The 26,667-nt window shown below is 56.0% G+C and carries 22 protein-coding genes; 10 read left to right on the forward strand and 12 right to left on the reverse strand.

Annotated elements, in window-relative coordinates; genetic code table 11:
• The first annotated feature begins 11 nt into the window (after positions 1 to 11).
• Together metC and yghB are read left to right on the forward strand one after the other, a co-directional pair.
• Entirely contained in the window at positions 12 to 1,199 is a 1,188-nt protein-coding gene (metC, locus tag AAHF05_RS19120) for a cystathionine beta-lyase (RefSeq protein WP_129324656.1), read from the forward strand.
• A gap of 143 nt (positions 1,200 to 1,342) precedes the next feature.
• On the forward strand, positions 1,343 to 2,002 hold the full coding sequence (gene yghB, locus AAHF05_RS19125) for a DedA family general envelope maintenance protein YghB (protein ID WP_028019647.1): 660 nt from the start codon (positions 1,343 to 1,345) through the stop codon (positions 2,000 to 2,002).
• Between the two features lie 46 nt (positions 2,003 to 2,048).
• On the opposite strand, the gene AAHF05_RS19130 is transcribed toward yghB, so the two are convergent.
• Entirely contained in the window at positions 2,049 to 2,948 is a 900-nt protein-coding gene (locus AAHF05_RS19130) for an AraC family transcriptional regulator (RefSeq protein WP_129324657.1), read from the reverse strand.
• 195 nt (positions 2,949 to 3,143) lie between these two features.
• On the opposite strand from AAHF05_RS19130, the gene yqhD reads away from it, so the two are divergent.
• Positions 3,144 to 4,307: an alcohol dehydrogenase gene (gene yqhD, locus AAHF05_RS19135; protein ID WP_129324658.1), complete on the forward strand. Its 1,164-nt coding sequence runs from the start codon at positions 3,144 to 3,146 to the stop codon at positions 4,305 to 4,307.
• A 105-nt stretch (positions 4,308 to 4,412) separates the two neighbouring features.
• A complete protein-coding gene (gene dkgA / locus AAHF05_RS19140; RefSeq protein WP_049005047.1) occupies positions 4,413 to 5,240 on the forward strand; it encodes a 2,5-didehydrogluconate reductase DkgA in 828 nt (275 codons plus the stop codon).
• A gap of 33 nt (positions 5,241 to 5,273) precedes the next feature.
• Here the strand turns inward: dkgA and AAHF05_RS19145 are convergent, their stop codons facing one another.
• Positions 5,274 to 7,445: a YgiQ family radical SAM protein gene (locus AAHF05_RS19145; protein ID WP_049005048.1), complete on the reverse strand. Its 2,172-nt coding sequence runs from the start codon at positions 7,443 to 7,445 to the stop codon at positions 5,274 to 5,276.
• A 200-nt stretch (positions 7,446 to 7,645) separates the two neighbouring features.
• On the opposite strand from AAHF05_RS19145, the gene AAHF05_RS19150 reads away from it, so the two are divergent.
• Positions 7,646 to 9,121, forward strand: a complete 1,476-nt coding sequence (locus AAHF05_RS19150; protein ID WP_028017173.1) for a TrkH family potassium uptake protein — start codon at positions 7,646 to 7,648, stop codon at positions 9,119 to 9,121.
• Between the two features lie 32 nt (positions 9,122 to 9,153).
• Here the strand turns inward: AAHF05_RS19150 and ftsP are convergent, their stop codons facing one another.
• From ftsP to AAHF05_RS19170, 4 genes are all read right to left on the reverse strand, one after another.
• Positions 9,154 to 10,566 (reverse strand): cell division protein FtsP, encoded by a 1,413-nt coding sequence (ftsP, locus tag AAHF05_RS19155; protein WP_028017172.1) that lies wholly within the window; start codon positions 10,564 to 10,566, stop codon positions 9,154 to 9,156.
• 58 nt (positions 10,567 to 10,624) lie between these two features.
• A complete protein-coding gene (gene plsC / locus AAHF05_RS19160; RefSeq protein WP_049005051.1) occupies positions 10,625 to 11,362 on the reverse strand; it encodes a 1-acylglycerol-3-phosphate O-acyltransferase in 738 nt (245 codons plus the stop codon).
• Positions 11,363 to 11,525: 163 nt separating this feature from the next.
• Positions 11,526 to 13,784: a DNA topoisomerase IV subunit A gene (parC, locus tag AAHF05_RS19165; protein ID WP_129324659.1), complete on the reverse strand. Its 2,259-nt coding sequence runs from the start codon at positions 13,782 to 13,784 to the stop codon at positions 11,526 to 11,528.
• 118 nt (positions 13,785 to 13,902) lie between these two features.
• The gene (locus tag AAHF05_RS19170) at positions 13,903 to 14,304 is read right to left on the reverse strand and encodes a YgiW/YdeI family stress tolerance OB fold protein (protein ID WP_108090468.1); all 402 of its coding nucleotides are present in this window, start codon (positions 14,302 to 14,304) and stop codon (positions 13,903 to 13,905) included.
• A gap of 138 nt (positions 14,305 to 14,442) precedes the next feature.
• Between AAHF05_RS19170 and qseB the strand changes: the two genes are divergently transcribed.
• The 4 genes from qseB (at position 14,443) to AAHF05_RS19190 (ending at position 17,469) form a co-directional block, all read left to right on the forward strand.
• Positions 14,443 to 15,102 carry a quorum sensing response regulator transcription factor QseB gene (gene qseB / locus AAHF05_RS19175; protein WP_129324660.1) on the forward strand — a complete coding sequence of 220 codons (660 nt, stop codon included), beginning with the start codon at positions 14,443 to 14,445 and terminating at the stop codon, positions 15,100 to 15,102.
• Complete coding sequence (gene qseC / locus AAHF05_RS19180; RefSeq protein ID WP_129324661.1) at positions 15,099 to 16,436, forward strand: quorum sensing histidine kinase QseC; 1,338 nt, start codon at positions 15,099 to 15,101, stop codon at positions 16,434 to 16,436. Before qseB ends, qseC begins: the two co-directional genes overlap by 4 nt.
• A 105-nt stretch (positions 16,437 to 16,541) precedes the next feature.
• Positions 16,542 to 17,123 (forward strand): NAD(P)H-dependent oxidoreductase, encoded by a 582-nt coding sequence (locus AAHF05_RS19185; protein WP_023616895.1) that lies wholly within the window; start codon positions 16,542 to 16,544, stop codon positions 17,121 to 17,123.
• Between the two features lie 31 nt (positions 17,124 to 17,154).
• Positions 17,155 to 17,469, forward strand: a complete 315-nt coding sequence (locus AAHF05_RS19190) for a putative quinol monooxygenase (protein WP_128347235.1) — start codon at positions 17,155 to 17,157, stop codon at positions 17,467 to 17,469.
• Positions 17,470 to 17,514: 45 nt separating this feature from the next.
• Here AAHF05_RS19190 and AAHF05_RS19195 read toward each other — a convergent pair whose 3' ends face one another.
• Genes AAHF05_RS19195 through AAHF05_RS19215 form a run of 5 tightly spaced genes read right to left on the reverse strand, consistent with a single transcriptional unit; the run spans position 17,515 to position 22,189 of the window.
• The gene (locus AAHF05_RS19195; RefSeq protein WP_028017165.1) at positions 17,515 to 18,402 is read right to left on the reverse strand and encodes a MurR/RpiR family transcriptional regulator; all 888 of its coding nucleotides are present in this window, start codon (positions 18,400 to 18,402) and stop codon (positions 17,515 to 17,517) included.
• Complete coding sequence (locus AAHF05_RS19200; RefSeq protein ID WP_129324662.1) at positions 18,399 to 19,349, reverse strand: iron-siderophore ABC transporter substrate-binding protein; 951 nt, start codon at positions 19,347 to 19,349, stop codon at positions 18,399 to 18,401. The genes AAHF05_RS19195 and AAHF05_RS19200 overlap by 4 nt, the downstream gene beginning before the upstream one ends.
• 10 nt (positions 19,350 to 19,359) lie before the next feature.
• The gene (locus AAHF05_RS19205; protein WP_129324663.1) at positions 19,360 to 20,400 is read right to left on the reverse strand and encodes an iron ABC transporter permease; all 1,041 of its coding nucleotides are present in this window, start codon (positions 20,398 to 20,400) and stop codon (positions 19,360 to 19,362) included.
• On the reverse strand, positions 20,397 to 21,380 hold the full coding sequence (locus AAHF05_RS19210) for an iron ABC transporter permease (RefSeq protein ID WP_129324664.1): 984 nt from the start codon (positions 21,378 to 21,380) through the stop codon (positions 20,397 to 20,399). Before AAHF05_RS19210 ends, AAHF05_RS19205 begins: the two co-directional genes overlap by 4 nt.
• Positions 21,377 to 22,189, reverse strand: a complete 813-nt coding sequence (locus AAHF05_RS19215; RefSeq protein WP_129324665.1) for an ABC transporter ATP-binding protein — start codon at positions 22,187 to 22,189, stop codon at positions 21,377 to 21,379. Before AAHF05_RS19215 ends, AAHF05_RS19210 begins: the two co-directional genes overlap by 4 nt.
• A 385-nt stretch (positions 22,190 to 22,574) precedes the next feature.
• Between AAHF05_RS19215 and AAHF05_RS19220 the strand changes: the two genes are divergently transcribed.
• On the forward strand, positions 22,575 to 24,716 hold the full coding sequence (locus AAHF05_RS19220; protein WP_129324666.1) for a TonB-dependent siderophore receptor: 2,142 nt from the start codon (positions 22,575 to 22,577) through the stop codon (positions 24,714 to 24,716).
• Positions 24,717 to 24,753: 37 nt separating this feature from the next.
• Here the strand turns inward: AAHF05_RS19220 and parE are convergent, their stop codons facing one another.
• Positions 24,754 to 26,646, reverse strand: coding sequence for a DNA topoisomerase IV subunit B (gene parE / locus AAHF05_RS19225; protein WP_129324667.1), 1,893 nt, complete (start codon positions 26,644 to 26,646; stop codon positions 24,754 to 24,756).
• Positions 26,647 to 26,667: the final 21 nt, after the last annotated feature.

The raw sequence follows: 26,667 nt of genomic DNA on the forward strand, positions 1-26,667 counted from the left end.
GGTTAGCGAACATGACAAAGAAGCATCTTGATACCACGCTGGTACAGGCAGGACGCAGCAAAAAATACACCCAGGGATCGGTCAATAGCGTGATTCAACGCGCCTCCTCATTAGTGTTTGATACCGTTGAGGAGAAAAAAAACGCCACGCGCAACCGCGCAAAAGGCGGACTTTTTTATGGTCGTCGCGGCACGCTAACCCATTTTTCACTCCAGGAGGCCATGTGCGAGCTGGAAGGCGGCGTGGGCTGTGCGCTGTTCCCGTGCGGGGCGGCTGCGGTCGCCAATACGATTCTGGCGTTTGTGGAACAAGGCGATCATATCCTGATGACCAACACCGCCTATGAACCCAGCCAGGACTTCTGCACCAAAATCCTCAGTAAGCTCGGCGTAACAACCGGTTGGTTCGACCCGCTGATCGGCGAAGGTATTGCAGAACTTATTCAGCCAAACACGCGCATTGTGTTCCTGGAATCTCCAGGGTCACTCACCATGGAAGTGCACGACGTCCCGGCTATCGTGAAAGCGGTACGCCGCAAAGCGCCAGAGGCGATCATCATGATCGATAACACGTGGGCGGCGGGCGTGCTGTTTAAAGCACTGGAGTTTGACATTGATATCTCGATTCAGGCGGCGACCAAATACCTGATTGGCCATTCTGACGGCATGATTGGTACTGCGGTATCCAATGCACGCTGCTGGGATCAGCTGCGCGAAAATGCCTACCTGATGGGGCAAATGGTTGATGCGGATACCGCCTATATGACCAGCCGCGGGATCCGTACGCTGGGCGTGCGCCTGCGTCAGCATCACGAAAGCAGCCTGAAAATAGCCGAATGGCTGGCGCAACACCCGCAGGTTGAACGCGTCAACCATCCGGCGTTACCCGGCAGCAAAGGTCATGAATACTGGCAACGTGACTTTACGGGGAGTAGCGGTTTGTTCTCATTCGTTCTTAAAAAACGGCTGGATAATGACGAACTGGCAAACTATCTGGATAATTTTACCCTCTTCAGCATGGCCTATTCCTGGGGCGGCTTTGAATCCCTGATCCTGCCTAACCAGCCGGAGCAGATCGCGGCTTTACGTCCCGGCGGCGAAGTGGACTTCAGCGGAACCCTGATTCGACTGCATATCGGTTTAGAAAATGTTGACGATTTAATCGCGGATTTAGCGGCAGGGTTTGAACGTATCGTGTAGAGTGCAGGCTGAAAATGTACTCCCTGGACGTTTTTGTGAACATTGCTACCAGAAAAGTCTGTATGAGTTGCGCCCGTGATCAAACCCGAAGCGCAAATAAAGGAGTACAATAGTTTCATATCTGCTGTTCCACAGGAAAGTCCATGGCTGTTATTCAAGATATTATCGCAGCGCTCTGGCAACATGATTTTGCCGCGCTGGCGGACCCTCACGTCTTAGGTATCGTCTACTTCGTGATGTTCGCGACTCTGTTTCTGGAAAATGGATTACTGCCAGCGTCATTTTTACCCGGTGACAGTTTGCTTTTACTTGCCGGGGCGTTGATCGGCAAAGGCGTCATGGACTTCACGCCAACGATGGTGATCCTCACTTCCGCAGCCAGCCTGGGCTGCTGGCTGAGCTATTTGCAGGGCCGCTGGCTTGGGAACACGCGCGTCGTGAAAAGCTGGCTGGCCCAGTTACCGCATAAATATCATCAACGTGCGACCTGCATGTTTGATCGGCATGGCCTGCTGGCACTGCTGGCCGGGCGTTTTCTGGCGTTTGTTCGTACTCTGCTGCCAACAATGGCGGGCATTTCTGGTCTGTCGAACCGCCGCTTCCAGTTCTTTAACTGGCTGAGCGCCCTGTTGTGGGTTGGTGTGGTCACGACGCTCGGCTACGCGCTGAATATGATCCCGTTCGTGAAACACCACGAAGATCAGGTGATGACCTTCCTGATGGTGCTGCCGATTTTCCTGCTGGTGGCAGGGCTGGTAGGGACCATCGCGGTAGTGATTAAGAAAAAGTACTGCAGTGCATAAACAAAAGCCGGGTGGCGCTACCGCTTACCCGGCCTAAGCTTCCCCTTCACGCTCCCTGCATGGTTCTTATACGTGACGCATCTTCCCCCGGCGTGACGCCGAAGTAGCGCTTAAACTCCCGACTGAACTGCGACGCACTTTCATAGCCCACCCTCATCGCCGCCGCGCTGGCCTTCATGCCATCGTGGATCATCAGCATTCGCGCCTTATGCAGGCGGTAGGTTTTGAGATACTGCAGCGGTGAAGTGCTGGTCACCGACTTAAAATTATGGTGAAACGCCGAAACACTCATATTCGCTTCTGCCGCGAGCTGGTCGACGCTCAGGTTTTCCGTGTACTGACTTTCAATACGCTTGAGCACGCGGCTTATCAGGCTGAAGTGGGTCTGTCGGCTCACCAGCGCGAGTAAAGCCCCTCCCCCCGGCCCCAGCAGTACATGGTAGAGAATTTCGCGGATAATCTGCTTGCCGAGAATACGTGCATCCAGCGGCCTGTCCATTACGTCCAGCAGACGCTCAATGGCGCAGAGGATCTCTTCAGATAATGTCGCGGAGTTAATCCCGCTTGATGCCATTGAAGGCTGGAAAAGCTCGTCTTCACCAATCTCCATCAGCAGCTCCTGCAACTGAAGAATATCGACATTGACGCGAATACCCGCCAGCGGAACGGCCTCTGTCGCGAAAGTTTCACATTCAAAGGGTAAAGGTACTGTCAGCAGCAGGTATTCATTGGTGTCGTAACGGAAGACTCGTTCATTGATATAGCCAATTTTATGGCCAGAAAAGAGAAAAACGATGCCTGGTTGATACATGACCGGCGTGCGCGTCCCGGGTTGCGTACCGTAGAGCAGGCGAATGTCCGGCAGCAAATTGCTGACACTATTTTCATTATCTATCAGTCTCTTAATCTGCATTGTGAGCTGATGACAGATCGCTTCACGGTTCATATTACGTTACTCCGGGTACGGTTTCCGACGTTGATAGTGTGCGTGCTTTTCCGCGCTTTCTCCAGCGCGCTGTAGAAATGGGCAAGACATCGGCAGGAATGTGCATTGAGAGGATAGCCCCGGACAGCCACAATGTGCAGCATCAGGTAGCCTTCTGCGCCACCACGATTTTTCACCCACATAAGGGAACGAGCAATGAACAACTTTAATCTCCACACCCCAACCCGCATTCTGTTTGGTAAAGGCGCTATTGCCGAGTTGCGCGCACAGATCCCTGCTGACGCCCGCGTACTGATCACCTACGGTGGCGGCAGCGTGAAAAAAACCGGCGTGCTGGATCAGGTTTACAGTGCCCTGGAAGGTCTGGACGTGCGTGAATTCGGCGGCATTGAGCCAAACCCGTCTTACGAAACGCTGATGAATGCAGTGAAAATCGCCCGCGAAGAGAACATCACCTTCCTGCTGGCCGTTGGCGGTGGCTCAGTGCTGGATGGCACTAAGTTCATCGCCGCAGCGGCACATTACGCTGACGGCATCGACCCATGGCATATCCTGGAAACCCGTGGCAGCGACGTGAAAAGCGCTATCCCGATGGGCTCCGTACTGACTCTGCCAGCCACGGGCTCTGAATCCAACAAAGGTGCCGTGATCTCCCGCAAAACCACCGGTGATAAACAGGCCTTTATGAACGAACACGTTCAGCCTGTGTTCGCCATCCTCGACCCGGTTTACACCTACACCCTGCCTGCACGTCAGGTGGCTAACGGTGTGGTCGACGCCTTTGTGCATACCGTTGAGCAGTACGTGACCTACCCGGTGGATGCCAAAATTCAGGATCGCTTCGCGGAAGGCATTTTGCTGACGCTGGTTGAAGAAGGTCCGAAAGCGCTGAAAGAGCCAGAAAACTACGATGTTCGCGCCAATGTGATGTGGGCGGCAACGCAGGCGCTTAATGGCCTGATCGGTGCGGGTGTGCCTCAGGACTGGGCAACCCATATGCTGGGCCACGAACTGACGGCCATGCACGGTCTGGATCACGCTCAGACGCTGGCCGTAGTACTGCCTGCGCTGTGGAACGAAAAACGTGACACCAAACGCGCCAAACTGCTGCAGTACGCCGAGCGCGTGTGGAACATTACCGAAGGTTCTGACGATGCGCGTATTGATGCCGCCATCGAAGCGACCCGCAACTTCTTTGAAGGCCTGGGCGTGCCAACGCGTCTCTCTGGCTACGGCCTGGATGGTAGCTCCATCCCTACCCTGCTGGCGAAACTGGAAGAACACGGTATGACTCACCTGGGTGAGCACGGCGACATCACGCTGGACGTGAGCCGTCGTATCTACGAAGCGGCACGCTAAGCGTTTTTGTCCTCCCGACTTTCGTTTTTTGACATTTCGTCCAGACTTAATGCACACCCCATCGTCGGAGAAACCCTCCGACGATGCGCACCTGAAGGAGGAAAAATGGCAAACCAAACCGTAATCAGGCTGAAGGACGGCAACGTGATGCCCCAACTGGGGCTCGGCGTATGGAAAGCCGGTAACGACGAGGTCGTCTCCGCCATTCATAAAGCCCTGGAAGTCGGCTACAGGTCGATTGATACCGCCGCTGCGTACAAAAACGAAGACGGTGTGGGTAAGGCACTGGCCAGCGCTGGCCTGCCCCGCGACGACCTTTTCATTACCACTAAACTGTGGAACGACGATCAAAAGCGCCCCCGCGAAGCCCTGCAGGAGAGCCTGGACAAGCTCCAGCTCGATTACATCGATCTCTGGCTGATGCACTGGCCTGTTCCGGCTATCGACCATTATGTTGATGCCTGGAAAGGAATGATTGAGCTGCAAAAAGAGGGACGGGTGAAAAGTATCGGTGTTTGTAATTTCCAGGTTCACCATCTGCAGCGCCTGATCGACGAGACGGGTATCGCTCCTGTCATCAATCAGATCGAGCTGCACCCGCTGATGCAGCAGCGCCAGCTTCACGCCTGGAACGCAACCCACAATATCCAGACCGAATCCTGGAGCCCGCTGGCTCAGGGTGGTGAAGGCGTATTTGATCAGAAAATTATTCGCGACCTGGCGGATAAATACGGTAAGACGCCAGCACAGATTGTGATTCGCTGGCATCTGGATAACGGCCTGGTGGTGATCCCGAAATCGGTCACCCCTTCGCGCATCGCCGAGAACTTCGACGTCTGGGATTTCCGCCTGGACAAAGATGAGTTGGGTGAGATTGCGAAACTGGATAAGGGCAAACGGCTTGGGCCAGACCCGGATCAGTTTGGCGGATAGATAAAAAAACCCCGGCTTGCCGGGGTTTTTATTTTACGCTTTACGTTTGGCTGGCTTCTTCGCCGTCGTCCCACCGTTTGAACGCTGGTGCACGATCGGTGTGTGCTTGGTCAACGCCGGGCGCGTATTGCGATTCTGACGACGCGCCTCGCGCATTTCATCCAGGGTAGGAGCCGGTACCAGACAGTCGCGACGCGAGCCAATCAGGTGCTTTTTACCCATATCTTCCAGCGCCTGACGGATCAGCGGCCAGTTTTTCGGATCGTGATAACGCAGCAGCGCTTTGTGCAGACGGCGCTGTTTATCCCCTTTTGGCACCACCACGTCTTCGCTCTTATAACCAATCTTACTCAGCGGGTTCTTGCCGGTGTAATACATGGTCGTCGAGTTGGCGAGCGGTGACGGGTAGAAGTTCTGCACCTGATCCAGACGGAAGCGACGCTGTTTCAGCCACAGCGCCAGGTTCACCATGTCCTCATCGCGCGTACCCGGGTGGGCAGAGATGAAGTAAGGGATTAGGTACTGCTCTTTCCCTGCCTGCTTAGAGTAGGTATCGAACAACTGTTTAAAGCGATCATAGCTGCCCATGCCCGGCTTCATCATTTTCGACAGCGGGCCTTCTTCGGTGTGCTCCGGCGCAATCTTCAGATAGCCGCCAACGTGGTGCGTTGCCAGCTCTTTGATGTAGCGCGGATCTTCCACGGCGATGTCGTAACGTACTCCGGAGGCGATGAGGATCTTCTTGATGCCTTTAAGGTCGCGGGCGCGGCGATAGAGATTGATTGTCGGCTCATGGTTGGTATCCATGTGCTGGCAGATATCCGGATAGACGCAGGACAGACGACGGCAGGTTTGCTCTGCACGCGGCGACTTACAGCGCAGCATGTACATGTTGGCGGTTGGGCCGCCAAGATCGGAGATCACGCCAGTAAAACCCGGTACGGTATCGCGAATAGCTTCGATCTCATTGATGATCGAATCTTCAGAGCGGCTCTGGATGATGCGTCCTTCATGCTCGGTAATAGAGCAGAACGAGCACCCGCCGAAGCAGCCGCGCATGATGTTGATCGAGAAGCGGATCATCTCATACGCCGGGATACGGGCGTTGCCATATGCCGGGTGCGGCACGCGCTTATAAGGCAGCGCAAAGACGCTATCCATCTCTTCAGTTGACAGCGGGATCGCTGGCGGGTTGATCCAGATATAGCGCTCGCCGTGTTTCTGCAGCAGTGCGCGGGCACAGCCCGGGTTGGTTTCATGGTGCAGAATACGCGACGCATGCGCGTAGAGCACTTTGTCAGCTTTTACCTTCTCGTAGGACGGCAGCAGTACGTAGGTTTTTTCCCACGGTTTCGGGCGTGGCGGCTGCACGACAATCGCCTTCGCTTCCGCTTTCTTTGGCTCAACCGGCTTGTTATCGGCACACGGCAAATCTTCACCATACGGATGCGGGATCGGGTCGATTTTGCCCGGCATATCAATAATACGGGAATCCACCCCGCTCCAGCCCGGCAGCGCCTCTTTCACCATAATCGCGGTATTGCGCACGTCGCGGATGCTGCTCACCGGCTCGCCCTGCGACAGACGGTGCGCCACTTCCACCAGCGGACGCTCGCCGTTACCGTAAATCAGCATATCGGCTTTGGAATCTACCAGCACCGAGCGGCGCACGGTATCTGACCAGTAATCGTAGTGCGCGGTGCGGCGCAGACTTGCTTCAATGCCGCCCAGGATCACCGGCACATCTTTCCAGGCTTCTTTACAGCGTTGGGTATACACCAGGGTGGCGCGGTCCGGACGTTTGCCCGCCACGTTATCCGGGGTGTAGGCATCGTCATGACGCAGCTTACGGTCAGCGGTATAGCGGTTGATCATTGAGTCCATATTGCCGGCGGTCACACCGAAGAACAGGTTGGGTTTACCCAGACGCATGAAGTCGTCTTTGCTGTTCCAGTCCGGCTGAGAGATGATCCCCACGCGGAAGCCTTGTGCTTCGAGCATGCGGCCACAAATGGCCATGCCGAAGCTCGGATGGTCAACGTAGGCATCGCCCGTGACCAGAATGATGTCGCAGCTGTCCCAGCCCAGTTGGTCCATCTCTTCCCGGGACATCGGCAGGAACGGCGCCGGTCCAAAGCAGGCCGCCCAGTACTGGGGCCAGGAGAAGAGGTCACGATCCGGCTGGATCAGGGAAATTGCGCTCATAATGCTTCCGAAGAAAAAATAGACAAAAGGAGCCGGATTATACGCTGTTCATCCGCCACATTTGAAGAAAAGGATGCATGAAGCAGACAGATATTCCTGGAAGTCGTTAAAATACAGCGCCCTGTTAATTTTGGATCATAATATCCACTATATCTTCCGGTGTTTTGCCCCCGGAACGTGTTCTTGCGCGGAGTTCTGCTGTGAAGTCCAACGATTCGTTACACATTTCCCAGCTGCGGGTTGTCCTTCACCTCTGCGGTTTTCTGGTTCTGCTGTACAGCCTTTCGATGCTGCCGCCAATGGTCATCGCCCTGCTGAATAAAGAGCGGACCTACTTTGCGTTTTTAACCACCTTTTTAACCTTTTTCAGCCTGGGTGGAGTGACGTGGAGGGCAACCCGTCATGCCGGTATTCAGTTGCGCACCCGCGACGGGTTTGTGATTATCGTGCTGTTCTGGCTGCTGTTTTCATTGATCAGTGCCATGCCGTTATGGATGGACGATGGTCTGCATCTTTCCTTTGCTGACGCGCTCTTCGAAGGGGTTTCCGGGATAACCACTACCGGTGCAACGGTAATCGGGGACGTCAGCGCCCTGCCTAAGTCGTACCTATATTACCGCGCCCAGCTGAATTTCATTGGTGGCTTAGGCGTCATCGTGTTGGCCGTCGCGGTCCTGCCGCTGCTGGGCATCGGTGGCATGAAACTGTATCAGTCAGAGATGCCGGGGCCGTTCAAGGAGGAGCGTCTGACTCCCCGCCTTGCCGATACCGCGCGCACGCTGTGGGTAACTTACTTCGCGCTGGGCGCGGCCTGCACCCTGGCCTACTGGCTGGCGGGCATGTCTTTTTTTGACGCCATCTGTCACGGGCTTTCGACCGTGTCATTGGGCGGATTCTCCACCCGCAGCGAGAGCATTGGTTTTTACGACAGCCACGCGATTGAACTCGTCGCCGGCGCGTTTTCGCTGCTCTCCGCGTTCAACTTCACCCTCTGGTACGTCGCGATTGTCAGACGCACCCTGAAGCCGATTCGCCGCAGCCCGGAGGTTAAATTCTTTCTGGGTGCCGCCGCAGTGGTGATTGTCATTACCGCCTGGCAGGTCTGGCATGCGGGGATGTACAACGCGACGGATAGCCTGGTTCATGCTTTCTTCCTGGCCAGTTCGATGATGACCGATAACGGTCTTTCGACGGCCGATTATGCGCACTGGCCTGCCCACACCATTTTCCTGCTGTTGAGCGCCAGCTTTTTTGGTGGCTGCGTGGGTTCGACCTGTGGCGGGATCAAAGCACTGCGTTTTCTGATCATGTTCAAACAGAGTATTCAGGAAATGAATCAGCTTGCACATCCGCGCGCGCTACTGAGTATCAAGGTCGGTAAAAGCGTGGTGAATGAACGCGTCCTGCGCTCGGTATGGAGCTTCTTTTTCCTCTACGTGATGATTACGGGCTTTTTTGTCTGGGCGCTCAATCTGATGGGCTACGACCTGTTTACGTCATTTGCAACGGTCGCTGCCTGTATCAATAACATGGGGCTGGGTTTTGGCGAGACCGCGTCCACCTTCGGGACGTTAAAAGAAGAGGCCAAGCTGTTGATGTGCGCAGCGATGATCTTAGGGCGTCTGGAAATTTATCCGGTGCTGATCCTCTTCTCGCGCTTTTTCTGGCGGGCATAAAACATTCCCGGCGAACCGGGAATGTCGGGGGGTTATGGCGCAGGGTTGACCAGCATCTGCCCCACTGACCCCCTGTCCATCATCTCCAGCGTCTGGCTGTGGAACAGGAACGGGAAGTGCGGCCACGAAGGCTGACCATAGTAGACAAGCAGTTCGACCTGACCATCCACCCAGACGGTGTCTTTCCAGCCACGGTCTTCCGGGAAAGGCATCGCGCCGTTCACGTTGCGGATCAGGAATGACACACCTTCAATATGGAACGACTGCGGCATGTCGGAACGCACGGTCCAGCGCTCCCAACTACCCTGCTGCGCGGTAATGTCGATACGGTTGACGTCCCACAGCGCGCCGTTGATACCCGGATCGTCGCCCAGGCTGATATCGCGGCTGCGCACAGGCGAACCGCTCATGATCTCCTGCGGCAGCAGGCGCATGGGCAGGCTGTCGGTCACCAACGGCAGCAGACCGGTTGGGCGCAGGGTCAGCACCAGAGTAGAAACAAGAATGCTCGACGGCTCAAAGAACCCTCGAATACGGTCAACAATACTTGCTGCTTCACCGCAGGTGACAGACACTTCATCCCCATTCGTCATATCAATGAGAATTTCACGACGTTCACCCGGCGACAGCGCCAGTTGTTTGACGGAAACCGGCGCAGGTAAAAAGCCCTGGTCACCGGAGATCACGTGCAGCGCGCGGCCATCACTCATTTTCAGCTGATAACGGCGCGAGTTTGAGGCGTTGAGCAGACGCAGACGCACCCAGCCACGCGAGACTTCAACGTAAGGGCTTTGCGCACCATTGACCAGCAGCGTGTCGCCGACGAAGCCACCGCTGCCCGGCTCGCTGTATTCCGGCGTACCGAAATTATCCAGACGTTTGTCCTGGATAATGATCGGGAAATCATCCACACCGTAGTGATTCGGGATCGGCAGGGATTTGCTGACCTCATCTTCTACCAGCCACATCCCGGCCAGACCGTTATACACCTGTTGTGCAGTGCGGTTAGGGGTATTGGCGTGATACCACAGCGTTGCCGCACTCTGACGAATGGGCAGCACTGGCGCCCAGTCAGCATTGGGTGACATCATCCTCGGCGCACCGCCAATCAGCGGGCCAGGAACCTGTAAACCGCTGATGGTCATGGCAACATTTTCGGACGTGCGGTTACTGTAGATGAGTTTAACGTCATCGCCATTCCATACGCGTATGGTCGGCCCAAGGTAACGCCCGTTAATGCCCCATACCGGCGCACGCGTCCCCTGGGTAAAGGACCAGTGGCTGCGCTGTAATGTCAGGAAAAGCGGTTGTCCGCGACGGGATTCAATTAACGGCGGAATGGGCAGCGGCTGTTGCTGCCCGGCGGCGCTGGCTGTCAGCGGCATCGCACCCGCACAAAGGGCGATCCCTGAAGCCTGAATAAACTGACGCCGACTGAGTGACATATAAGCTCCATCTGAAACGACTAACAACGCGGGAATTCGTTTTCCCTTTAACGCCGGATTAAATCTTACCGGCGGCTTCTCTCTCTGCGACTTCTTTGTCGAGCAGCGCAATATGCTGAGCCATCAGCTCGCGGCAGTGTGCTGCCAGCTCACGCACCTGATCTTTACCGTATTTGCTGGTATCGACGGGTGGCAGCATTTCGACAATTACCAACCCATTATTCAGGCGATTAAGATTAATCTTATTAGAAGTATTGGAAACACACACAGGAATAATTGGAACACCTGCCGCAATTGCGGCATGAAACGCGCCAGTTTTAAACGGCAGCAGGCCACGACCACGGCTGCGCGTCCCTTCCGGGAACATCCAGATGGATATTCTGCGTTTTTTAAAATGATTCACGACTTCCGCAATAGTGCTGTGCGCTTTTGCACGGTTATTACGGTCGATCAGCAGGTTACCGGTGAGCCAGTACAACTGGCCGAAAAACGGGATCCACAGCAGGCTCTTTTTCCCCACCGTCACGGTTGGTGGAAGAACGATATTAGAGGCCGTCACCATATCGTAGTTGTTCTGATGGTTGGCGATAAAGATGGCATTACCGAAATTCTCAGCGCCTTCCGGCAAACGTTTTTCAACCTTCAGACCAAACAGCGGCGCAAGACGACCAAACATATGACCAAAGGTGGCAACATGCTTCGGATTACGCGGGCTGAACAGGCAATAAATAGAGCCGAAAATACAGACCAGAATGCAGTAGATAACGGTAAGAATAAGACGAACAATGTATAGCATAGCGACCTCTGAAGCCCCAACAGCTGACAATTATACTTCACCTGTGGCCAGGTAAGGACTTTATTACGAGCGCGTATTGTTAATCGCAACGCACGAATTAACAACGATTTTACGGGAAATTTTATTGAAACTCCCCCTCCGGACAGAGGGGGATATCACGACATTACTCTTCGCTGTCACCTGCGGTGCTGCGTGCAGGAGAGTCAATCTCCACGCGGTCAATACGCTGCAGGCCACGCATCAGTGAACCGCGACGGCCGCGCTCACCGACGACCTTCTGCAACTCTTCCGGACGAAGTTTGATTTTACGCTTACCGACATGAATGGTCAGCGTGCTCTGCGGCGGCAGAAGGAAGAGGTGCGCGAGACCATCTTCACCCTTCGCTGCTTCCGCCGACGGGATGTTGATGATCTTGTTACCCTTGCCTTTTGACAGTTCAGGCAGATCGCTAACCGGGAACATCAGCATACGCCCGGCGGTGGTGATCGCCAGCAGCATGTCACTCTCATTCTCAATCACCAGCGGCGGCATAACGTGGGCGTTATCCGGCAGGCTAATCAGCGCCTTACCGGCACGGTTGCGAGAGACAAGATCGTTAAAGGTACAGATAAAACCGTAACCGGCATCAGACGCCAGCAGCAGTTTCTGCTCGTCGGCTTCCATCAGCATATGGTCAACCGTGGCACCCGGCGGCAGCGTCAGCTTGCCGGTGAGCGGCTCGCCCTGCCCGCGCGCGGAAGGCAGCGTGATTGGGTCAATCGCGTAGCTACGGCCCGTAGAGTCGATAAACGCCACCGGCTGGTTGCTCTTCCCTTTCACGGCGGCTTTGAAGCTGTCGCCCGCTTTGTAGCTCAGCCCTGGCGCGTCGATGTCGTGGCCTTTAGCGCTGCGCACCCAGCCGCTTTGTGACAGGACAATGGTCACCGGCTCGGACGGCTGCATGTCGTGCTCGTTCATTGCCTTCGCTTCTTCGCGCTCGTGCAGCGGAGAACGACGGTCATCACCAAATGCGTCGGCATCGGCCTGCAGCTCTTTTTTCAGCAGGTTGTTCATCTTGCGTTCGGACGCGAGGATCGCCTGCAGCTGATCGCGCTCTTTTTCCAGATCGCTCTGCTCACCGCGGATCTTCATCTCTTCCAGTTTGGCAAGATGGCGCAGTTTCAGTTCGAGGATCGCTTCGGCCTGGGTTTCGCTGATGCCAAAGCGCGACATCAGCGCAGGCTTAGGCTCGTCCTCGGTACGAATGATCTCAATCACTTCGTCGATATTGAGGAACGCCACCAGCAAACCTTCGAGGATATGCAGGCGCTTAAGCACTTTCTCCAGACGGTGGTTCAGACGACGGCGTACCGTATCGCGGCGGAAGGTCAGCCATTCGGTGAGGATCTCCAGCAGGTTTTTCACCGCCGGACGCCCGTCGAGGCCAATCATGTTCAGGTTGATGCGGTAGCTTTTTTCCAGATCGGTGGTGGCAAACAGGTGGTTCATCACCTGCTCCATGTCCACGCGGTTGGAACGCGGCACGATCACCAGACGAGTCGGGTTCTCGTGATCCGATTCGTCGCGCAGATCGTCCACCATCGGCAGCTTCTTATTGCGCATCTGGGCGGCAATCTGTTCCAGCACTTTGGCGCCGGAGACCTGATGCGGCAGCGCGGTGATCACCACCGCACCGTCTTCTTTGGTCCACACCGCGCGCATACGCACGGAGCCGCGACCGTTCTGGTAGATTTTACGGATTTCCGCGCGGGAGGTGATGATCTCCGCTTCGGTTGGATAGTCCGGCCCCTGCACAATATCCAGCAGCTCGTCCAGCGAGGTTTTCGGCTGTTCAATCAGGGTGATGGCGGCTTTCGCCACTTCACGCAGGTTGTGCGGCGGGATGTCTGTCGCCATACCAACCGCGATACCGGTGGTGCCGTTCAGCAGAATGTTCGGCAGGCGCGCAGGCAGCATCTTCGGCTCCTGCATCGTGCCGTCGAAGTTTGGCACCCAGTCAACGGTTCCCTGACCCAGTTCGCCCAGCAGCACTTCGGCATATTTAGACAGACGGGATTCGGTATAACGCATCGCTGCGAAGGATTTTGGATCGTCCGGCGCCCCCCAGTTCCCCTGGCCATCCACCAGTGGATAGCGGTAAGAGAACGGCTGTGCCATCAACACCATCGCTTCATAACAGGCGCTGTCGCCGTGTGGATGGTATTTACCCAGTACATCACCAACGGTACGGGCGGATTTCTTGAACTTGGCGCTGGCATTCAGCCCCAGCTCGGACATCGCATAGACGATGCGGCGCTGAACAGGCTTCAGGCCATCCCCGATAAACGGCAACGCCCTGTCCATGATGACGTACATGGAGTAGTTCAGGTAGGCGTTTTCCGTGAATTCATGTAGCGCGAGGCGCTCTGCCATATCGCTCATTACGTGTGATTCCTCAACTCAGAAACCGAAGGGTTTCAGGCAATATTGCCGCAGATACTACCTTATCTGCCGTGTTGAGTCACAAAGAAAAAGGGCCGCTTATGCGGCCTTTTCCGGGTTATTTGTTCAGCTTAATAACCTGCTTCACGTCGATTTCGAAGTCGTTCCACTCTTTATCGACCTTACCCTGGATTTCCACTTTATCCTGTGGACTTACAGTCACGCCGTTCCAGCGCTTGTGGTCAATCTCCACGTTGACCGTGCCGGTCTCATCGCGGAAGGTATAGCGATCGTCGGACAGGCGCTGGGTGATGTTCCCGCGCAGCTTCACCCAGCTGTCATCCTTCATCTCTTTCACCTTCACCGCGGTGGTGAGGTTCGCGTCATTATCGACAAAGCCGCCTGCCTGCGTTTGGGTCTGGGTTTGTGTGGCCGACGGGCCGTTAAATCCACCCTGTGCAGCAAAAACAGGGGCAGTGGTCATCATCATGATGGCGGCAATTGCAGCGAATTTTTTCATATTAACTCTCCCTTTAATCTGGTTTCGCAGTCCATTTAACAGGGTAATCCTTAACAACTTCTTAAGGGAAAAATTTATTTATTATTGCTGTACAGCAGGCGCTTACAGAGGGTTTACTGACGACATCAAGGAGGGAACATGCGCATTTTACTGGTAGAAGATGACAGGTTAATCGGCGATGGCATCAAAACGGGTTTAGGCAAAATGGGCTTTAGCGTGGACTGGTTTACCGACGGAAAAACGGGTCAGGCAGCACTGTATAGCGCGCCGTATGATGCCGTGGTGCTGGATCTGACGTTACCGGAAATTGACGGGCTGGAGATCCTGCGTGGCTGGCGCGAAAGCGGGCGCAGCGAACCGGTGCTGATCCTGACCGCGCGGGATGCACTGAACCAGCGTGTTGAAGGGTTGCGTCTGGGCGCGGATGATTACCTTTGTAAGCCGTTCGCCCTGATCGAGGTCGGTGCCCGTCTCGAAGCACTGGTCCGCCGCAGCCATGGACAGGCACGCAGCGAGCTTCGCCACGGCAACGTCACGCTCGATCCGACCCGTCTCATCGCCACGCTGGACGGCGAAACGCTGACGCTCAAACCCAAAGAATTCGCGCTGCTTGAGCTGCTGATGCGTAATGCAGGCCGGGTGTTGCCGCGTAAGCTGATCGAAGAAAAACTGTATACCTGGGACGATGAGGTCTCCAGCAATGCCATAGAGGTTCACGTCCATCATCTGCGCCGTAAACTTGGTAGCGAGTTTATCCGCACCGTGCATGGCATCGGCTATACCCTGGGTGACGCATGAAACTGAGCCTGAAACTTCGCCTGACGCTTCTCTTCCTGCTGCTCTCTCTGACGGCCTGGTTTGCCGCCAGCCTGGTCGCCTGGCAGCAGACGACACATAAGCTCGATAAGCTGTTTGATACCCAGCAAATGCTATTTGCCAAACGGCTGCTGACAATGGATCTTGATGAGATCCGTGCCCCCGAGCGCATGCGTGAGATCCCAAAGAAAGCGAAGCATGGTCGTCTGGATGACGACGCGCTGGCTTTCGCCATCTATACCGTCGACGGCAAAATGATACTGAACGACGGGGAAAACGGGCGTGATATTCCGTACCACTATCGCCGCGACGGGTTTGATAACGGGCAGCTGCAGGGCGACAACGACGAGTGGCGTTTTTTATGGCTGACCTCCCCCGACGGAAAGTACCGCGTGGTGATCGGCCAGGAGCGGGAGTACCGGCAGGATATGGCGCTGGATATAGTCAGTTCGCAGCTTACGCCGTGGCTGGTGGCGCTCCCCGTGATGCTGTTGTTGCTAATCCTACTGTTAAGCCGTGAACTCAGGCCGCTGAAAAAACTGGCGCAGACCCTGCGCTCCCGCTCGCCAGATGCCACCGAACCGCTGACGGTTCAGGGTGTCCCCACGGAAGTGCGCCCCCTGCTCGACTTGCTGAATCATCTGTTCGCCCGCACCCAGGAGATGATGACCCGCGAGCGCCGTTTTACCTCCGATGCCGCCCACGAATTACGCAGTCCGCTGGCGGCCCTGAAAGTGCAAACTGACGTGGCACAGCTCTCCTCGGACGATCCGCAGGCGCAGGCAAAAGCGCTCACACAACTGCATGCGGGTATTGACCGTGCGTCCCGGCTGGTGGATCAACTTCTTACGCTGTCGCGTCTGGATTCACTGGATAATCTTGACGATGTCGAACCGATTACCCTTGCCGATTTACTGCAGTCGGCAGTGCTGGATATCTGGCATCCCGCTCAACAGGCAGGCATTGATATCCGGCTGAACATCAATGCGCCAGAGGTTACACGCACGGGTCAGCAGCTGCTCCTGAGCCTGCTTGTTCGCAACCTGCTGGATAACGCCATTCGTTATAGCCCGCGAGGCAGCGTGGTGGACGTGACGCTGGACACCCGAAGCTTTACCGTGCGCGACAACGGCCCTGGTATTTCGCCTGATGCGCTGGCGCGCCTCGGCGAGCGATTTTATCGACCACCGGGGCAGGATGCCACGGGCAGCGGGCTCGGATTATCCATTGTGAAGCGTATCGCCGCCCTGCACGGTATGCGTGTTTCATTAAGCAATGTGGCGGGAGGCGGTTTTGAAGTGAAGGTCAGCTGGTAAGGGATTATTGCATTTAGCGCAAAAGACTTTGCACATTTTGCTCATTTTTCCGCTCCGTCCTCGCGCGTAGAATACCCGCCATACTCTCATCATCGAGGACAAATAATGAGCAATATTCTGATTATTAACGGTGCAAAAGAATTTGCGCACTCTAAAGGCCAGTTGAATGACACCCTGACCGAGGTCGCGGACGGTTTCCTGCGCGACGCCGGGCATGATGTTAAGGTCGTGCGTGCAGACAGCAACTATGACGTGAAAGCCGAAGTGCAGAACTTCCTGTGGGCTGACGTGGTGATCTGGCAGATGCCGGGCTGGTGGATGGGCGCGCCGTGGACCGTGAAAAAATACATGGATGACGTGTTCACTGAAGGTCACGGCTCTCTGTATGCCAGCGATGGCCGCACCCGCTCTGACGCGTCCAAAAAATACGGTTCAGGCGGTCTGATTCAGGGCAAAAAATATATGCTGTCACTGACCTGGAACGCCCCGCTGGAAGCCTTCACCGAGAAAGATCAGTTTTTCGAAGGCGTAGGCGTTGACGGCGCATACCTGCCGTTCCATAAGGCTAACCAGTTCCTGGGGATGGATCCGCTGCCAACCTTTATCGTCAACGACGTGATTAAAATGCCTGATGTCCCGCGCTATATCGCAGAATATCGCAAGCATCTCGCGGAAATTTTTGCTTAACTGGTAGCCTGGAATTAAAGGAGTAGTAAACATGCTTACCGTTATCGCAGAAATCCGTACTCGTCCAGGTCAACATCACCGTCAGGCGGTGCTGGATCAGTTCGCGAAAATTATCCCGACCGTACTGAAAGAAGAAGGCTGCCATGGCTACGCGCCAATGGTGGATGCCTCCACTGACGCCAGCTTCCAGGCCACCGCGCCGGACTCGATCATCATGGTTGAGCAGTGGGAAACCGTCACGCATCTTGAAGCGCACCTGCAGACCCCGCACATGAAAGCGTGGAGCGACGCGGTGAAGGGTGACGTGCTGGAAACCCACATCCGTATTCTGGAGCAAGGGGTTTAAGTTTCCCCCAGGCCCGGTAAGCGCTAGCGCCACCGGGCTTTGTTTTTAGCTACTTTTCTTCCCCGGTTTTAATCCCCGATGAAACTCGTTGATCCGCTTCATTGATTTGATGGTGCGCTGCGGCTCGGTGGAGGCGACGGACACAATAATCATCTCCAGACACAACAGTACCGTACCATGAAGTGGGATTTTGCCCTTTTCGCCGCCGCGCGGGACGTGGATCACCACGCTGGCCTCTTTACTGAAACGCGAGTCCAGAGCGTTGGTCAGCAGGATAGTCGGGATACCGAGACGTTTTGCTTCACGCAGCGTGGTTTGCCCCTCCCGGTGCGCGGATTTCTGGGCCATCATCACCAGCACGTCACCGCGCTGAAGGGCGATGAGCTGTTCGGCAAGCCCTATTCCTGTGCGGTTAAGCGGTGTGGCGGGTAATCCCATACGGCTGAACAACCTGGCGGTGTACTCGGCCAGAATACCCGATGCGCCGATACCAAAAATCGCGACCTGCCTCGCCTGTGCCAGCAGTGAGACCGCCTGAGCCATCGCATAGCGGTTGTGGGGTTCGGATAACACGTCCAGGGTGTGCTGATGTCCCTCCAGCACAAAATCAATGCTCGCGTTGACATCGCTGGTCAGTGTATTCACCGTGGTAGACATCTTTTCGCTGGAGCTGACCACTGGACCAAACCACTGTTCCAGCGTCTGTTTGAGATCGCGCAGCCCGGCAAACCCCAGCGCCTGAATGGCGCGAACGACGGTGGCATCCGAGGTTTTCAACTGCGTCGCGATCTCCATTGCGGTCTGTTCCATCACCGCTTCGCGGTTCTCATTGATATAGCTTGCCACCTGCAGCACGCGCGGCGTCAACTGGTGCGCACGCGAACGAAAGCGGTCACCGTAGACATCCACGCGCCCTTTCTCTTTGCGGATCACCGTGATGCCTCCGGCAGTGGTCGCCCGGCGATCTGCGATTGCACCTGAGCGGCCATCAGGCCTAAAGACGCGAAGGAATTCGAGATGGCCTCTTCACGCGAGATCAGCACGTAATGTCCGGTTCGGCAGGCGTTCAGGAACTGACACCAGCCAGGCATTACCGCCTCCATCGCTGCCAGCTCGTCCTGCGGTTTACCCCCGGTATCCCCGCGCCAGGTGGCGAAGACGAAATCAGCATCCAGCTCCGGCAGGCGCTCGGCGCTGACGTCAATCCGTCCCCCTTCCGGGATGGCCTCAATTAGCGGCGGGAAGGTGAACCCGGCATCACGCAGTACACGCCCCAACGAGTGGTAGCTGTGCATGGCGTTAATCTTTCCCTGATTCGCCTGAATCACTGATACGCTAATTTTACGGGTATCCACCGTCGCTTTCAGCGCGTTGATTTGTTCCTTATAGCGGCGCTCCAGGATCTTCAGTTGCGCCTGCGTTCCGGTAAGTTGCGCCAGCTTGCGGTAGATTTCCGGCGCACCGCCGTCGAGATGATCGATGCTCACCGTCGGGGCAATTTTTTGCAGCTGTTCCACCGGCGTGTTGCGGGTCGGCTCAGTGATAATCAGATCCGGTTTTGCAGCGGCGATGGCCTCAATGTCGATATCCGCAGTGCCGATAAACTTGATGTCGGAATTATCGAAATCGACGCCCGTTAGCATGCCGCTGGAGCGCAGAAAATGGCTGCCGTCCGGTCGCGTACGGCCGTGGCTGGCTACCGGCGGTACGCCAAGCTCAATGAGCGGGATGGTGATATCCAGGTCATGCAGCGAGACAATCCGTTTCGGATGAACCGGCACAACGACCTTGCGCCCCAAATCATCGGTAAATGTCTGAGTCGGTTCTGCCGCGCTCACCGCAAACCCGACCAGCAACAACATCGAAAAAAGTACGCGCATCCTCAGTCCCCTAAAATCTGTCCCGACGCTGCCAGAGCAACAGCAGGAAAAACGGTCCGCCAATCAATGAAATCACAATTCCCGCTGGCAGTTGCAGCGGGAGAAATGCCAGACGGCCAACGTTATCCGCCAGCAGCACCAACAGCGCACCCAGCACAGCACTTCCCGTCAGGAGCGCGGTTTGCCCACCACGCAGCAGCAGACGTGCCATATGTGGGGCAATGAGTCCCACGAAACCAATACTGCCTACGCAGGAGACACAGGCCGCCGTCAGCACCACCGGGGCGAGAACGCGCAGCAGTGCCAGTCGGGTTGTACGCACGCCCAGGCCTGTTGCGGCCTGATTACCGAGTAACGCAACATCGGCGGCGCGCGCGGTAAACAGTAACAACGCAAACGCGGGAAGCGTCCAGAGTGCAGCCAGCCCCACCAGCGTCCAGTTTGCCGCATGCAGGCTTCCTGCCAGCCAGAGCATTGCCGTCTGCACGTCACGCACGTCGGCGGTGGTCATAAAGACGCCCATTGCAGCAGCAAAGGCCCATGACACGCCGATGCCAATCAGGATGAATCGCGGGCGCGAAATATCACGCGCCAGCAAGATCACCAGCATCGCAGTGAGTAGTCCCCCGGCCATTCCTGCCAGCGGACGCCAGGCCAGGCTCAACGCCGGGAACTGAAAGATCAGCACCAGCACTGCCGCACTGCAGCCCTCTTTCACGCCGATAAGCCCGGGATCGGCCAGGCCATTGCGGGTGATGGACTGCATGGCCGCCCCGGCCATGCCGAGCATTGCGCCGCACAGTATCGCCATCAGCAGGCGCGGCAGACGAATATCCATCACGATATAGTGCGCCTCTGCTGTCAGACCTTCAGCAGAAAACAGCGCGCGGGCAATAGCGGAGGTGGGAATGGGCAACGAACCGTGCGTCAGACCAAAGCCCAGCAGACTTAATGCCACCAGTGCTAAAAACGCCAGGCATGCCAGCGTCTTCGGGCGAACCAATGCCGACAGGCGACCAATACGGATCGCGCGGAGTCCGGCCCGGTTCATTTGAACATCCTCGACGCCATGAAAATGAAGACTGGTGCGCCAACCAGGGCTGTCATGATGCCGGTTGCCAGCTCCCAGGGCGTAAACAATGTACGGGCGGCAATATCTGCCAGCAGCAGAACCAGCGCGCCACACAGGGCAGACAGCGGCACCATCACGCGTAAATCGACCGACACCAGACGGCGAATGAGCTGCGGCACGACCAGGCCGATAAAGCCAATCGGCCCAGCGATAGAGACGGCCGCACCGCAGAGCAGAGCGATAGCCAGCAGGGCGAGCAGGCGAGTTTTCAGCAGCGATACGCCAAGCCCCTGCGCCATCCGGTCGCCCAGAGCCAGCATATTGAGCGACGGCGACACTCCGATAGCGAGAACAAAACCGGCAGCAGCAGCCCACAGGGCACTCCGGAGCGTTTCTTGTTTTACCTCCGCTAAATCCCCCGCCAGCCAGGTTCGCAGGGCGAGCAGGGTCTGTTCATCCAGAATCAGGACTGCGGCAGTCACTGATGAGGCAAATGCCGACAGTGCCACGCCACACAGCGTCACTTTCATGGGTGTGAGCCCGGTGCGGCCAGACGAGGAGAACATCAGCACCAGCAAAAACAGCGCGGCGGCACCGGCGGCGGCAACGAGCGGACGACCAAACGGCAGCGTCATTCCGAGCGCACTCGTCAGCACCACCGCCAGCGCCGCACCGGCATTCAGCCCCAGAATATGCGGTTCACCGAGCGGGTTGCGGATCACGGACTGCAGCAGGACGCCCGCCACGCCGAGCGCGGCGCCTGTCACCATCGCGGCGCTGAGGCGCAGCAGTCTTAATTTGATAATGACGTTATGGTCGAAATTATGGGGATTAAAATCAAAAAACGCCTGGACCACCGTCAGCGGAGGAATAACGCGCGCGCCGATACCCAGGTGGGCGATCGCCCCCATCATCAGCAGTAACGCAAAGAGAATTAAAGCCAGCGTCGTGCGTATCATGGTTTTTCAGTGACCTGACGAAACGGCATAAAAAACGGTTTGCCGGTTAACGGGTTAACCGACATATGCACGTCGACATCAAACACCGCTTTGATCAGTTCCGGCGTGCAGGCATCGCCCTCATGCAATACGCCTTCAACTTTCCCCTGACGTAAAAAGATCAGTGAATCACCGTAGTTCACCGCGAAATTAAGATCGTGCAGCACCACCACGACGGTGCGTCCGTGCTGGCGGGTCAGCGTATGCAGCAATTCCAGGATCTCCACCTGATAGCGGAGATCGAGAAAGGTTGTCGGTTCATCCAGCAGGATATACGGCGTTTGCTGCGCCAGGGCCATGGCGATCCAGCAGCGCTGGCGCTGGCCGCCGGACAAGCTTTCGACCGACAGATGCGCAAACTCCGCCGTCCCCGTCAGGTGCAGCGCCTCTTCAACAGCCCGTTCGTCCTCGTCGCTCCACTGGCGCATAAAATTTTGCCAGGGAAAGCGCCCGCGAGAAACCAGTTCAAAGACGGTTAACCCTTCCGGCAGCAGCGGAGACTGAGGAAGGATACCCAACTGACGGGCAACCGTTTTGGTCGGCTGCTCATGAATGGCTTTACCGTCCAGCAGCGCGGTGCCCCCGAGCGGCTGCAGCAGTCGCGCGATAGTGCTCAACAGTGTGGACTTTCCACAGCCGTTCGCCCCTACCAGCACCGTCATTTTCTGCTGAGGGATCGCAAGGGAGATATCATCAACGATGATTTTTTTCTGATAACCCGCAGAGAGGTTCTCCAGAACCAGTCCCGATTTTTTCGTGTTGTAAGTCACGTGAACGCCAACGTAATGAAAAACCAACAAATAAAAATAAAACTCATTCTCTTTTGAGAAGTTTGACGCTGCGCCATGTAGTAGTCAAGAGAAGAAACACCCTGGCAAAAACAGGGATAAGCAGGAAATTAATCGAAAACACAAAACCTCATAAATACATTAATTTCATCACGTTAAATGCAATTTCGTTTCGTTTTTACGTGTGATTTTCGGCTGTAGTCGATTTTTGTTTTTTTCCATTTACTACTACATTCTCACGTGATTGAATGATTCTCAATTACATGTTCGATGCCTGAACAGGCTAACGGACAGACCATTAAGGGCAATGACTCACACATTCTTCCGCAAACATTCATGTGCGGGATATTTCGGGAAAACAGATGTAATGGCTACGTACACACCTTCTCTCTCTGGGGCAAAAGGGAGCGCGCTCTTTTCACTGCTGTTTATGGCGCCGTTGGTACAGGCAGCGGACAACACAACGGCTAAAGACGGCGAAACGCTTACCGTCACCGCCAGTCCGAATGCCACGGCAGATGCTACAAATGGCTATCAGCCGTTGAATACCTCCACCGCGACACTGACCAACATGCCAATGCTGGATATCCCGCAGGTGGTCAATACCGTCAGCGATAAGGTGCTGGAAGATCAGCACGCCACTACGCTGGATGAAGCGCTCTATAACGTCAGCAACGTGGTGCAAACCAATACTCTGGGCGGTACGCAGGATGCATTTGTTCGTCGTGGGTTTGGCGCGAACCGCGACGGGTCAATCATGACCAACGGTCTGCGCACCGTCCTGCCGCGCAGTTTTAATGCCGCAACCGAGCGCGTGGAAGTGCTTAAAGGCCCGGCCTCAACGCTGTATGGCATTCTCGATCCTGGCGGTTTGATTAACGTCGTCACTAAACGCCCGGAGAAGACCTTCGGCGGCTCACTTTCTGCCACTTCTTCCAGCTTTGGCGGCGGTACCGGCCAGGTTGATGTTACCGGCCCAATTGAAGGCACGCGTCTGGCGTATCGTCTCACGGGTGAGTATCAGGACGAAGATTACTGGCGCAATTTTGGCAACGAGCGCAGCACCTTTATCGCACCGTCGCTGACCTGGTTTGGCGATGATGCCACCGTGACCGTGCTCTATTCGCATCGCGACTATAAGACACCATTCGATCGCGGAACGATCTTCGATCTCAACACCAAACAGCCGGTAAACGTTGATCGCAAAACGCGTTTTGACGAACCGTTTAACATCACCGATGGTCAGTCAGACCTGGCGCAGCTCAACGCAGAATATCGCCTGAACAGCCAGTGGACCGCAAAGTTCGACTACAGCTTTAGCCAGGATAAATACAGCGATAACCAGGCCCGCGTAATGGCCTACGATTCAAAAACTGGCAACCTGACCCGCCGCGTAGATGCGACGCAAGGCTCGACCCAGAGGATGCATACGACACGTGCGGATCTGCAGGGGAATGTGGACATCGCTGGCTTCTACAACGAGATCCTGACCGGCGTATCGTATGAGAATTACGATCTGCTGCGTACGGATATGATCCGCTGTAAAAACGTCAAAGATTTCAATATCTATAACCCGACGTATGGCAACCTTAGCAAGTGCACCACTGTCTCAGCGTCAGACAGCGACCAGACCATCAAGCAAGAGAGCTACTCCGCCTACGCTCAGGACGCGCTGTACCTGACCGATAAATGGATCGCCGTCGCCGGATTACGCTATCAGTATTACACCCAGTACGCCGGTAAAGGCCGCCCGTTCAACGTCAATACCGACAGCCGCGACGACCAGTGGACACCGAAGCTGGGGCTGGTTTACAAACTCACGCCAGCGGTCTCGCTGTTTGCCAACTATTCCCAGACGTTTATGCCGCAATCGTCCATTGCGAGCTACATTGGCGATCTGCCGCCAGAAACATCAAATGCGTATGAAATTGGCGCTAAGTTTGACCTGTTCGACGGTATTACTGCCAATATCGCACTGTTTGATATTCACAAACGCAACGTGTTGTACACCGAAAGCATCGCGGGAGAAACCGTCGCAAAAACCGCCGGCCGCGTGCGTTCGCAGGGTGTAGAGGTGGATCTGGCAGGGTCTCTGACGGAAAACACCAATATTATTGCCAGCTACGGCTATACCGACGCAAAAGTGCTGGAAGACCCGGACTATGCAGGCAAACCGCTGCCGAACGTGCCACGCCATACCGGCTCACTGTTCCTGACCTATGACATTCACAATGCGATCGGCGGAAATACGTTGACGCTTGGCGGGGGTGGACACGGCGTGAGCCGTCGCTCAGCGACCAACGGCGCGGACTATTATTTACCGGGCTATTTTGTTGCCGATGCCTTTGCGGCCTATAAGATGAAACTGCAGTATCCGGTGACGCTGCAGGTGAACGTGAAGAACCTGTTTGATAAGACTTACTACACCTCATCTATCGCGACCAATAACCTGGGCAACCAGATTGGCGACCCGCGCGAAGTGCAGTTTACGGTGAAGATGGAGTTTTGACATAAAAAAAGCCCTGCATCGCAGGGCTTTTTCAGCATCAGGCTTCAATATCCGCCATATCGCCTTTCTCCTGCAGCCAGTTACGTCGGTCTTCCGAACGTTTCTTGGCAAGGAGCATATCCATCTTCGCGTTGGTTTGCTGCTCGTCTTCGTCACTGATCGTCAGTTGCACCAGACGACGCGTGTTGGGATCCAGCGTGGTTTCGCGCAGCTGCATCGGGTTCATCTCACCCAGCCCTTTAAAGCGCTGGACGTTCGGTTTGCCCTTCTTACGCTTCAGCTGTTCCAGCACACCCGCTTTTTCTTCTTCCGTCAGCGCGTAATACACTTCTTTGCCGAGGTCGATACGGTACAGCGGCGGCAGCGCCACGTGAACGTGGCCGTTTTTCACCAGCGTGCGGAAGTGCTTCACAAACAGTGCGCACAGCAGCGTAGCGATGTGCAAACCATCGGAGTCCGCATCCGCAAGGATACAGATCTTACCGTAGCGCAGCTGGCTCAGATCGTCGCTGTCAGGATCGATGCCGATCGCCACCGAGATATCATGCACTTCCTGCGAGGCCAGCACTTCATCTGAAGAGACCTCCCAGGTGTTCAGGATCTTACCCTTGAGCGGCATGATCGCCTGGTATTCACGATCGCGCGCCTGTTTGGCCGATCCACCCGCCGAGTCGCCTTCCACGAGGAACAGTTCGGTACGGTTGAGATCCTGCGCGGTACAGTCCGCCAGCTTGCCCGGCAGCGCAGGGCCGCTGGTCAGCTTTTTACGCACCACTTTCTTCGCGGCACGCAGACGACGCTGGGCGCTGGAAATGGCCATTTCAGCCAGCATCTCTGCCGCCTGAACGTTCTGGTTCAGCCACAGGGTAAACGCATCTTTCACCACGCCGGAGACAAACGCCGCACACTGACGTGACGACAAACGCTCTTTGGTCTGACCGGCAAACTGCGGATCCTGCATTTTCACAGAGAGTACGTAGGCGCAGCGATCCCAGATATCTTCCGCAGACAGCTTCACGCCACGCGGCAGAATATTGCGGTATTCGCAGAACTCGCGCATCGCGTCCAGCAGCCCCTGGCGCAGGCCATTGACGTGCGTACCGCCGAGCATGGTGGGGATCAGGTTAACGTAGCTTTCGGTCAGCAGCTCACCGCCTTCCGGCAGCCACAGCAGCGCCCAGTCCACCGCTTCGGTATCGCCGGTGAAATTGCCGACGAACGGTTTTTCCGGCAGCGTCGGCAGGCCGTTTACCGCTTCGCACAGATAGTCGTTAAGACCGTCTTCATAGCGCCAGCTCTGCTCGGTGTTGTTAACGTTGTCTTTAAAGGTGATTTCCACGCCGGGGCAGAGCACCGCTTTGGCTTTCAGCAGGTGCATCAGGCGGGAAACGGAGAAGCGCGGGCTGTCGAAGAAGCTTTCGTCAGGCCAGAAGTGAACGCTGGTGCCGGTGTTGCGTTTACCGCACGTGCCGACGACCTGCAGATCCTGCACCTTCTCGCCATTTTCAAACGCGATGTTGTAGACCTGACCATCACGGCGGACGTTTACTTCCACGCGCTTAGACAGGGCGTTAACGACTGAGATCCCCACGCCGTGTAAACCACCAGAGAACTGATAGTTTTTGTTGGAGAACTTACCGCCTGCATGCAGCCGGCAGAGGATCAACTCAACGGCAGGGACGCCCTCTTCCGGGTGGATATCCACCGGCATACCGCGTCCGTCGTCAATGACTTCCAGCGACTGATCGGCATGCAGGATGACGTCAACGCGTTTGGCATGGCCCGCCAGCGCTTCGTCCACACTGTTATCAATAACTTCCTGGCCCAGGTGGTTTGGGCGCGTCGTATCGGTGTACATCCCCGGGCGGCGGCGAACCGGCTCAAGCCCGGTGAGGACCTCAATGGCATCAGCGTTATAGGTTTGCGTCATGATTTAAACTAGCAATTCGCA

Origin of the sequence: Enterobacter adelaidei, from assembly GCF_041937165.1 — a bacterium.
In the GTDB taxonomy this organism is placed as follows: Bacteria; Pseudomonadota; Gammaproteobacteria; order Enterobacterales; family Enterobacteriaceae; genus Enterobacter; species Enterobacter adelaidei.

Coding starts and splice junctions, on each gene's coding strand:
- metC (WP_129324656.1), top strand. CDS start 12: ATGACAAAGAAGCATCTTGATACCACGCTGGTACAGGCAGGACGCAGC.
- yghB (WP_028019647.1), top strand. CDS start 1,343: ATGGCTGTTATTCAAGATATTATCGCAGCGCTCTGGCAACATGATTTT.
- AAHF05_RS19130 (WP_129324657.1), bottom strand. CDS start 2,948: ATGAACCGTGAAGCGATCTGTCATCAGCTCACAATGCAGATTAAGAGA.
- yqhD (WP_129324658.1), top strand. CDS start 3,144: ATGAACAACTTTAATCTCCACACCCCAACCCGCATTCTGTTTGGTAAA.
- dkgA (WP_049005047.1), top strand. CDS start 4,413: ATGGCAAACCAAACCGTAATCAGGCTGAAGGACGGCAACGTGATGCCC.
- AAHF05_RS19145 (WP_049005048.1), bottom strand. CDS start 7,445: ATGAGCGCAATTTCCCTGATCCAGCCGGATCGTGACCTCTTCTCCTGG.
- ftsP (WP_028017172.1), bottom strand. CDS start 10,566: ATGTCACTCAGTCGGCGTCAGTTTATTCAGGCTTCAGGGATCGCCCTT.
- plsC (WP_049005051.1), bottom strand. CDS start 11,362: ATGCTATACATTGTTCGTCTTATTCTTACCGTTATCTACTGCATTCTG.
- parC (WP_129324659.1), bottom strand. CDS start 13,784: ATGAGCGATATGGCAGAGCGCCTCGCGCTACATGAATTCACGGAAAAC.
- AAHF05_RS19170 (WP_108090468.1), bottom strand. CDS start 14,304: ATGAAAAAATTCGCTGCAATTGCCGCCATCATGATGATGACCACTGCC.
- qseB (WP_129324660.1), top strand. CDS start 14,443: ATGCGCATTTTACTGGTAGAAGATGACAGGTTAATCGGCGATGGCATC.
- qseC (WP_129324661.1), top strand. CDS start 15,099: ATGAAACTGAGCCTGAAACTTCGCCTGACGCTTCTCTTCCTGCTGCTC.
- AAHF05_RS19185 (WP_023616895.1), top strand. CDS start 16,542: ATGAGCAATATTCTGATTATTAACGGTGCAAAAGAATTTGCGCACTCT.
- AAHF05_RS19190 (WP_128347235.1), top strand. CDS start 17,155: ATGCTTACCGTTATCGCAGAAATCCGTACTCGTCCAGGTCAACATCAC.
- AAHF05_RS19200 (WP_129324662.1), bottom strand. CDS start 19,349: ATGCGCGTACTTTTTTCGATGTTGTTGCTGGTCGGGTTTGCGGTGAGC.
- AAHF05_RS19205 (WP_129324663.1), bottom strand. CDS start 20,400: ATGAACCGGGCCGGACTCCGCGCGATCCGTATTGGTCGCCTGTCGGCA.
- AAHF05_RS19210 (WP_129324664.1), bottom strand. CDS start 21,380: ATGATACGCACGACGCTGGCTTTAATTCTCTTTGCGTTACTGCTGATG.
- AAHF05_RS19220 (WP_129324666.1), top strand. CDS start 22,575: ATGGCTACGTACACACCTTCTCTCTCTGGGGCAAAAGGGAGCGCGCTC.
- parE (WP_129324667.1), bottom strand. CDS start 26,646: ATGACGCAAACCTATAACGCTGATGCCATTGAGGTCCTCACCGGGCTT.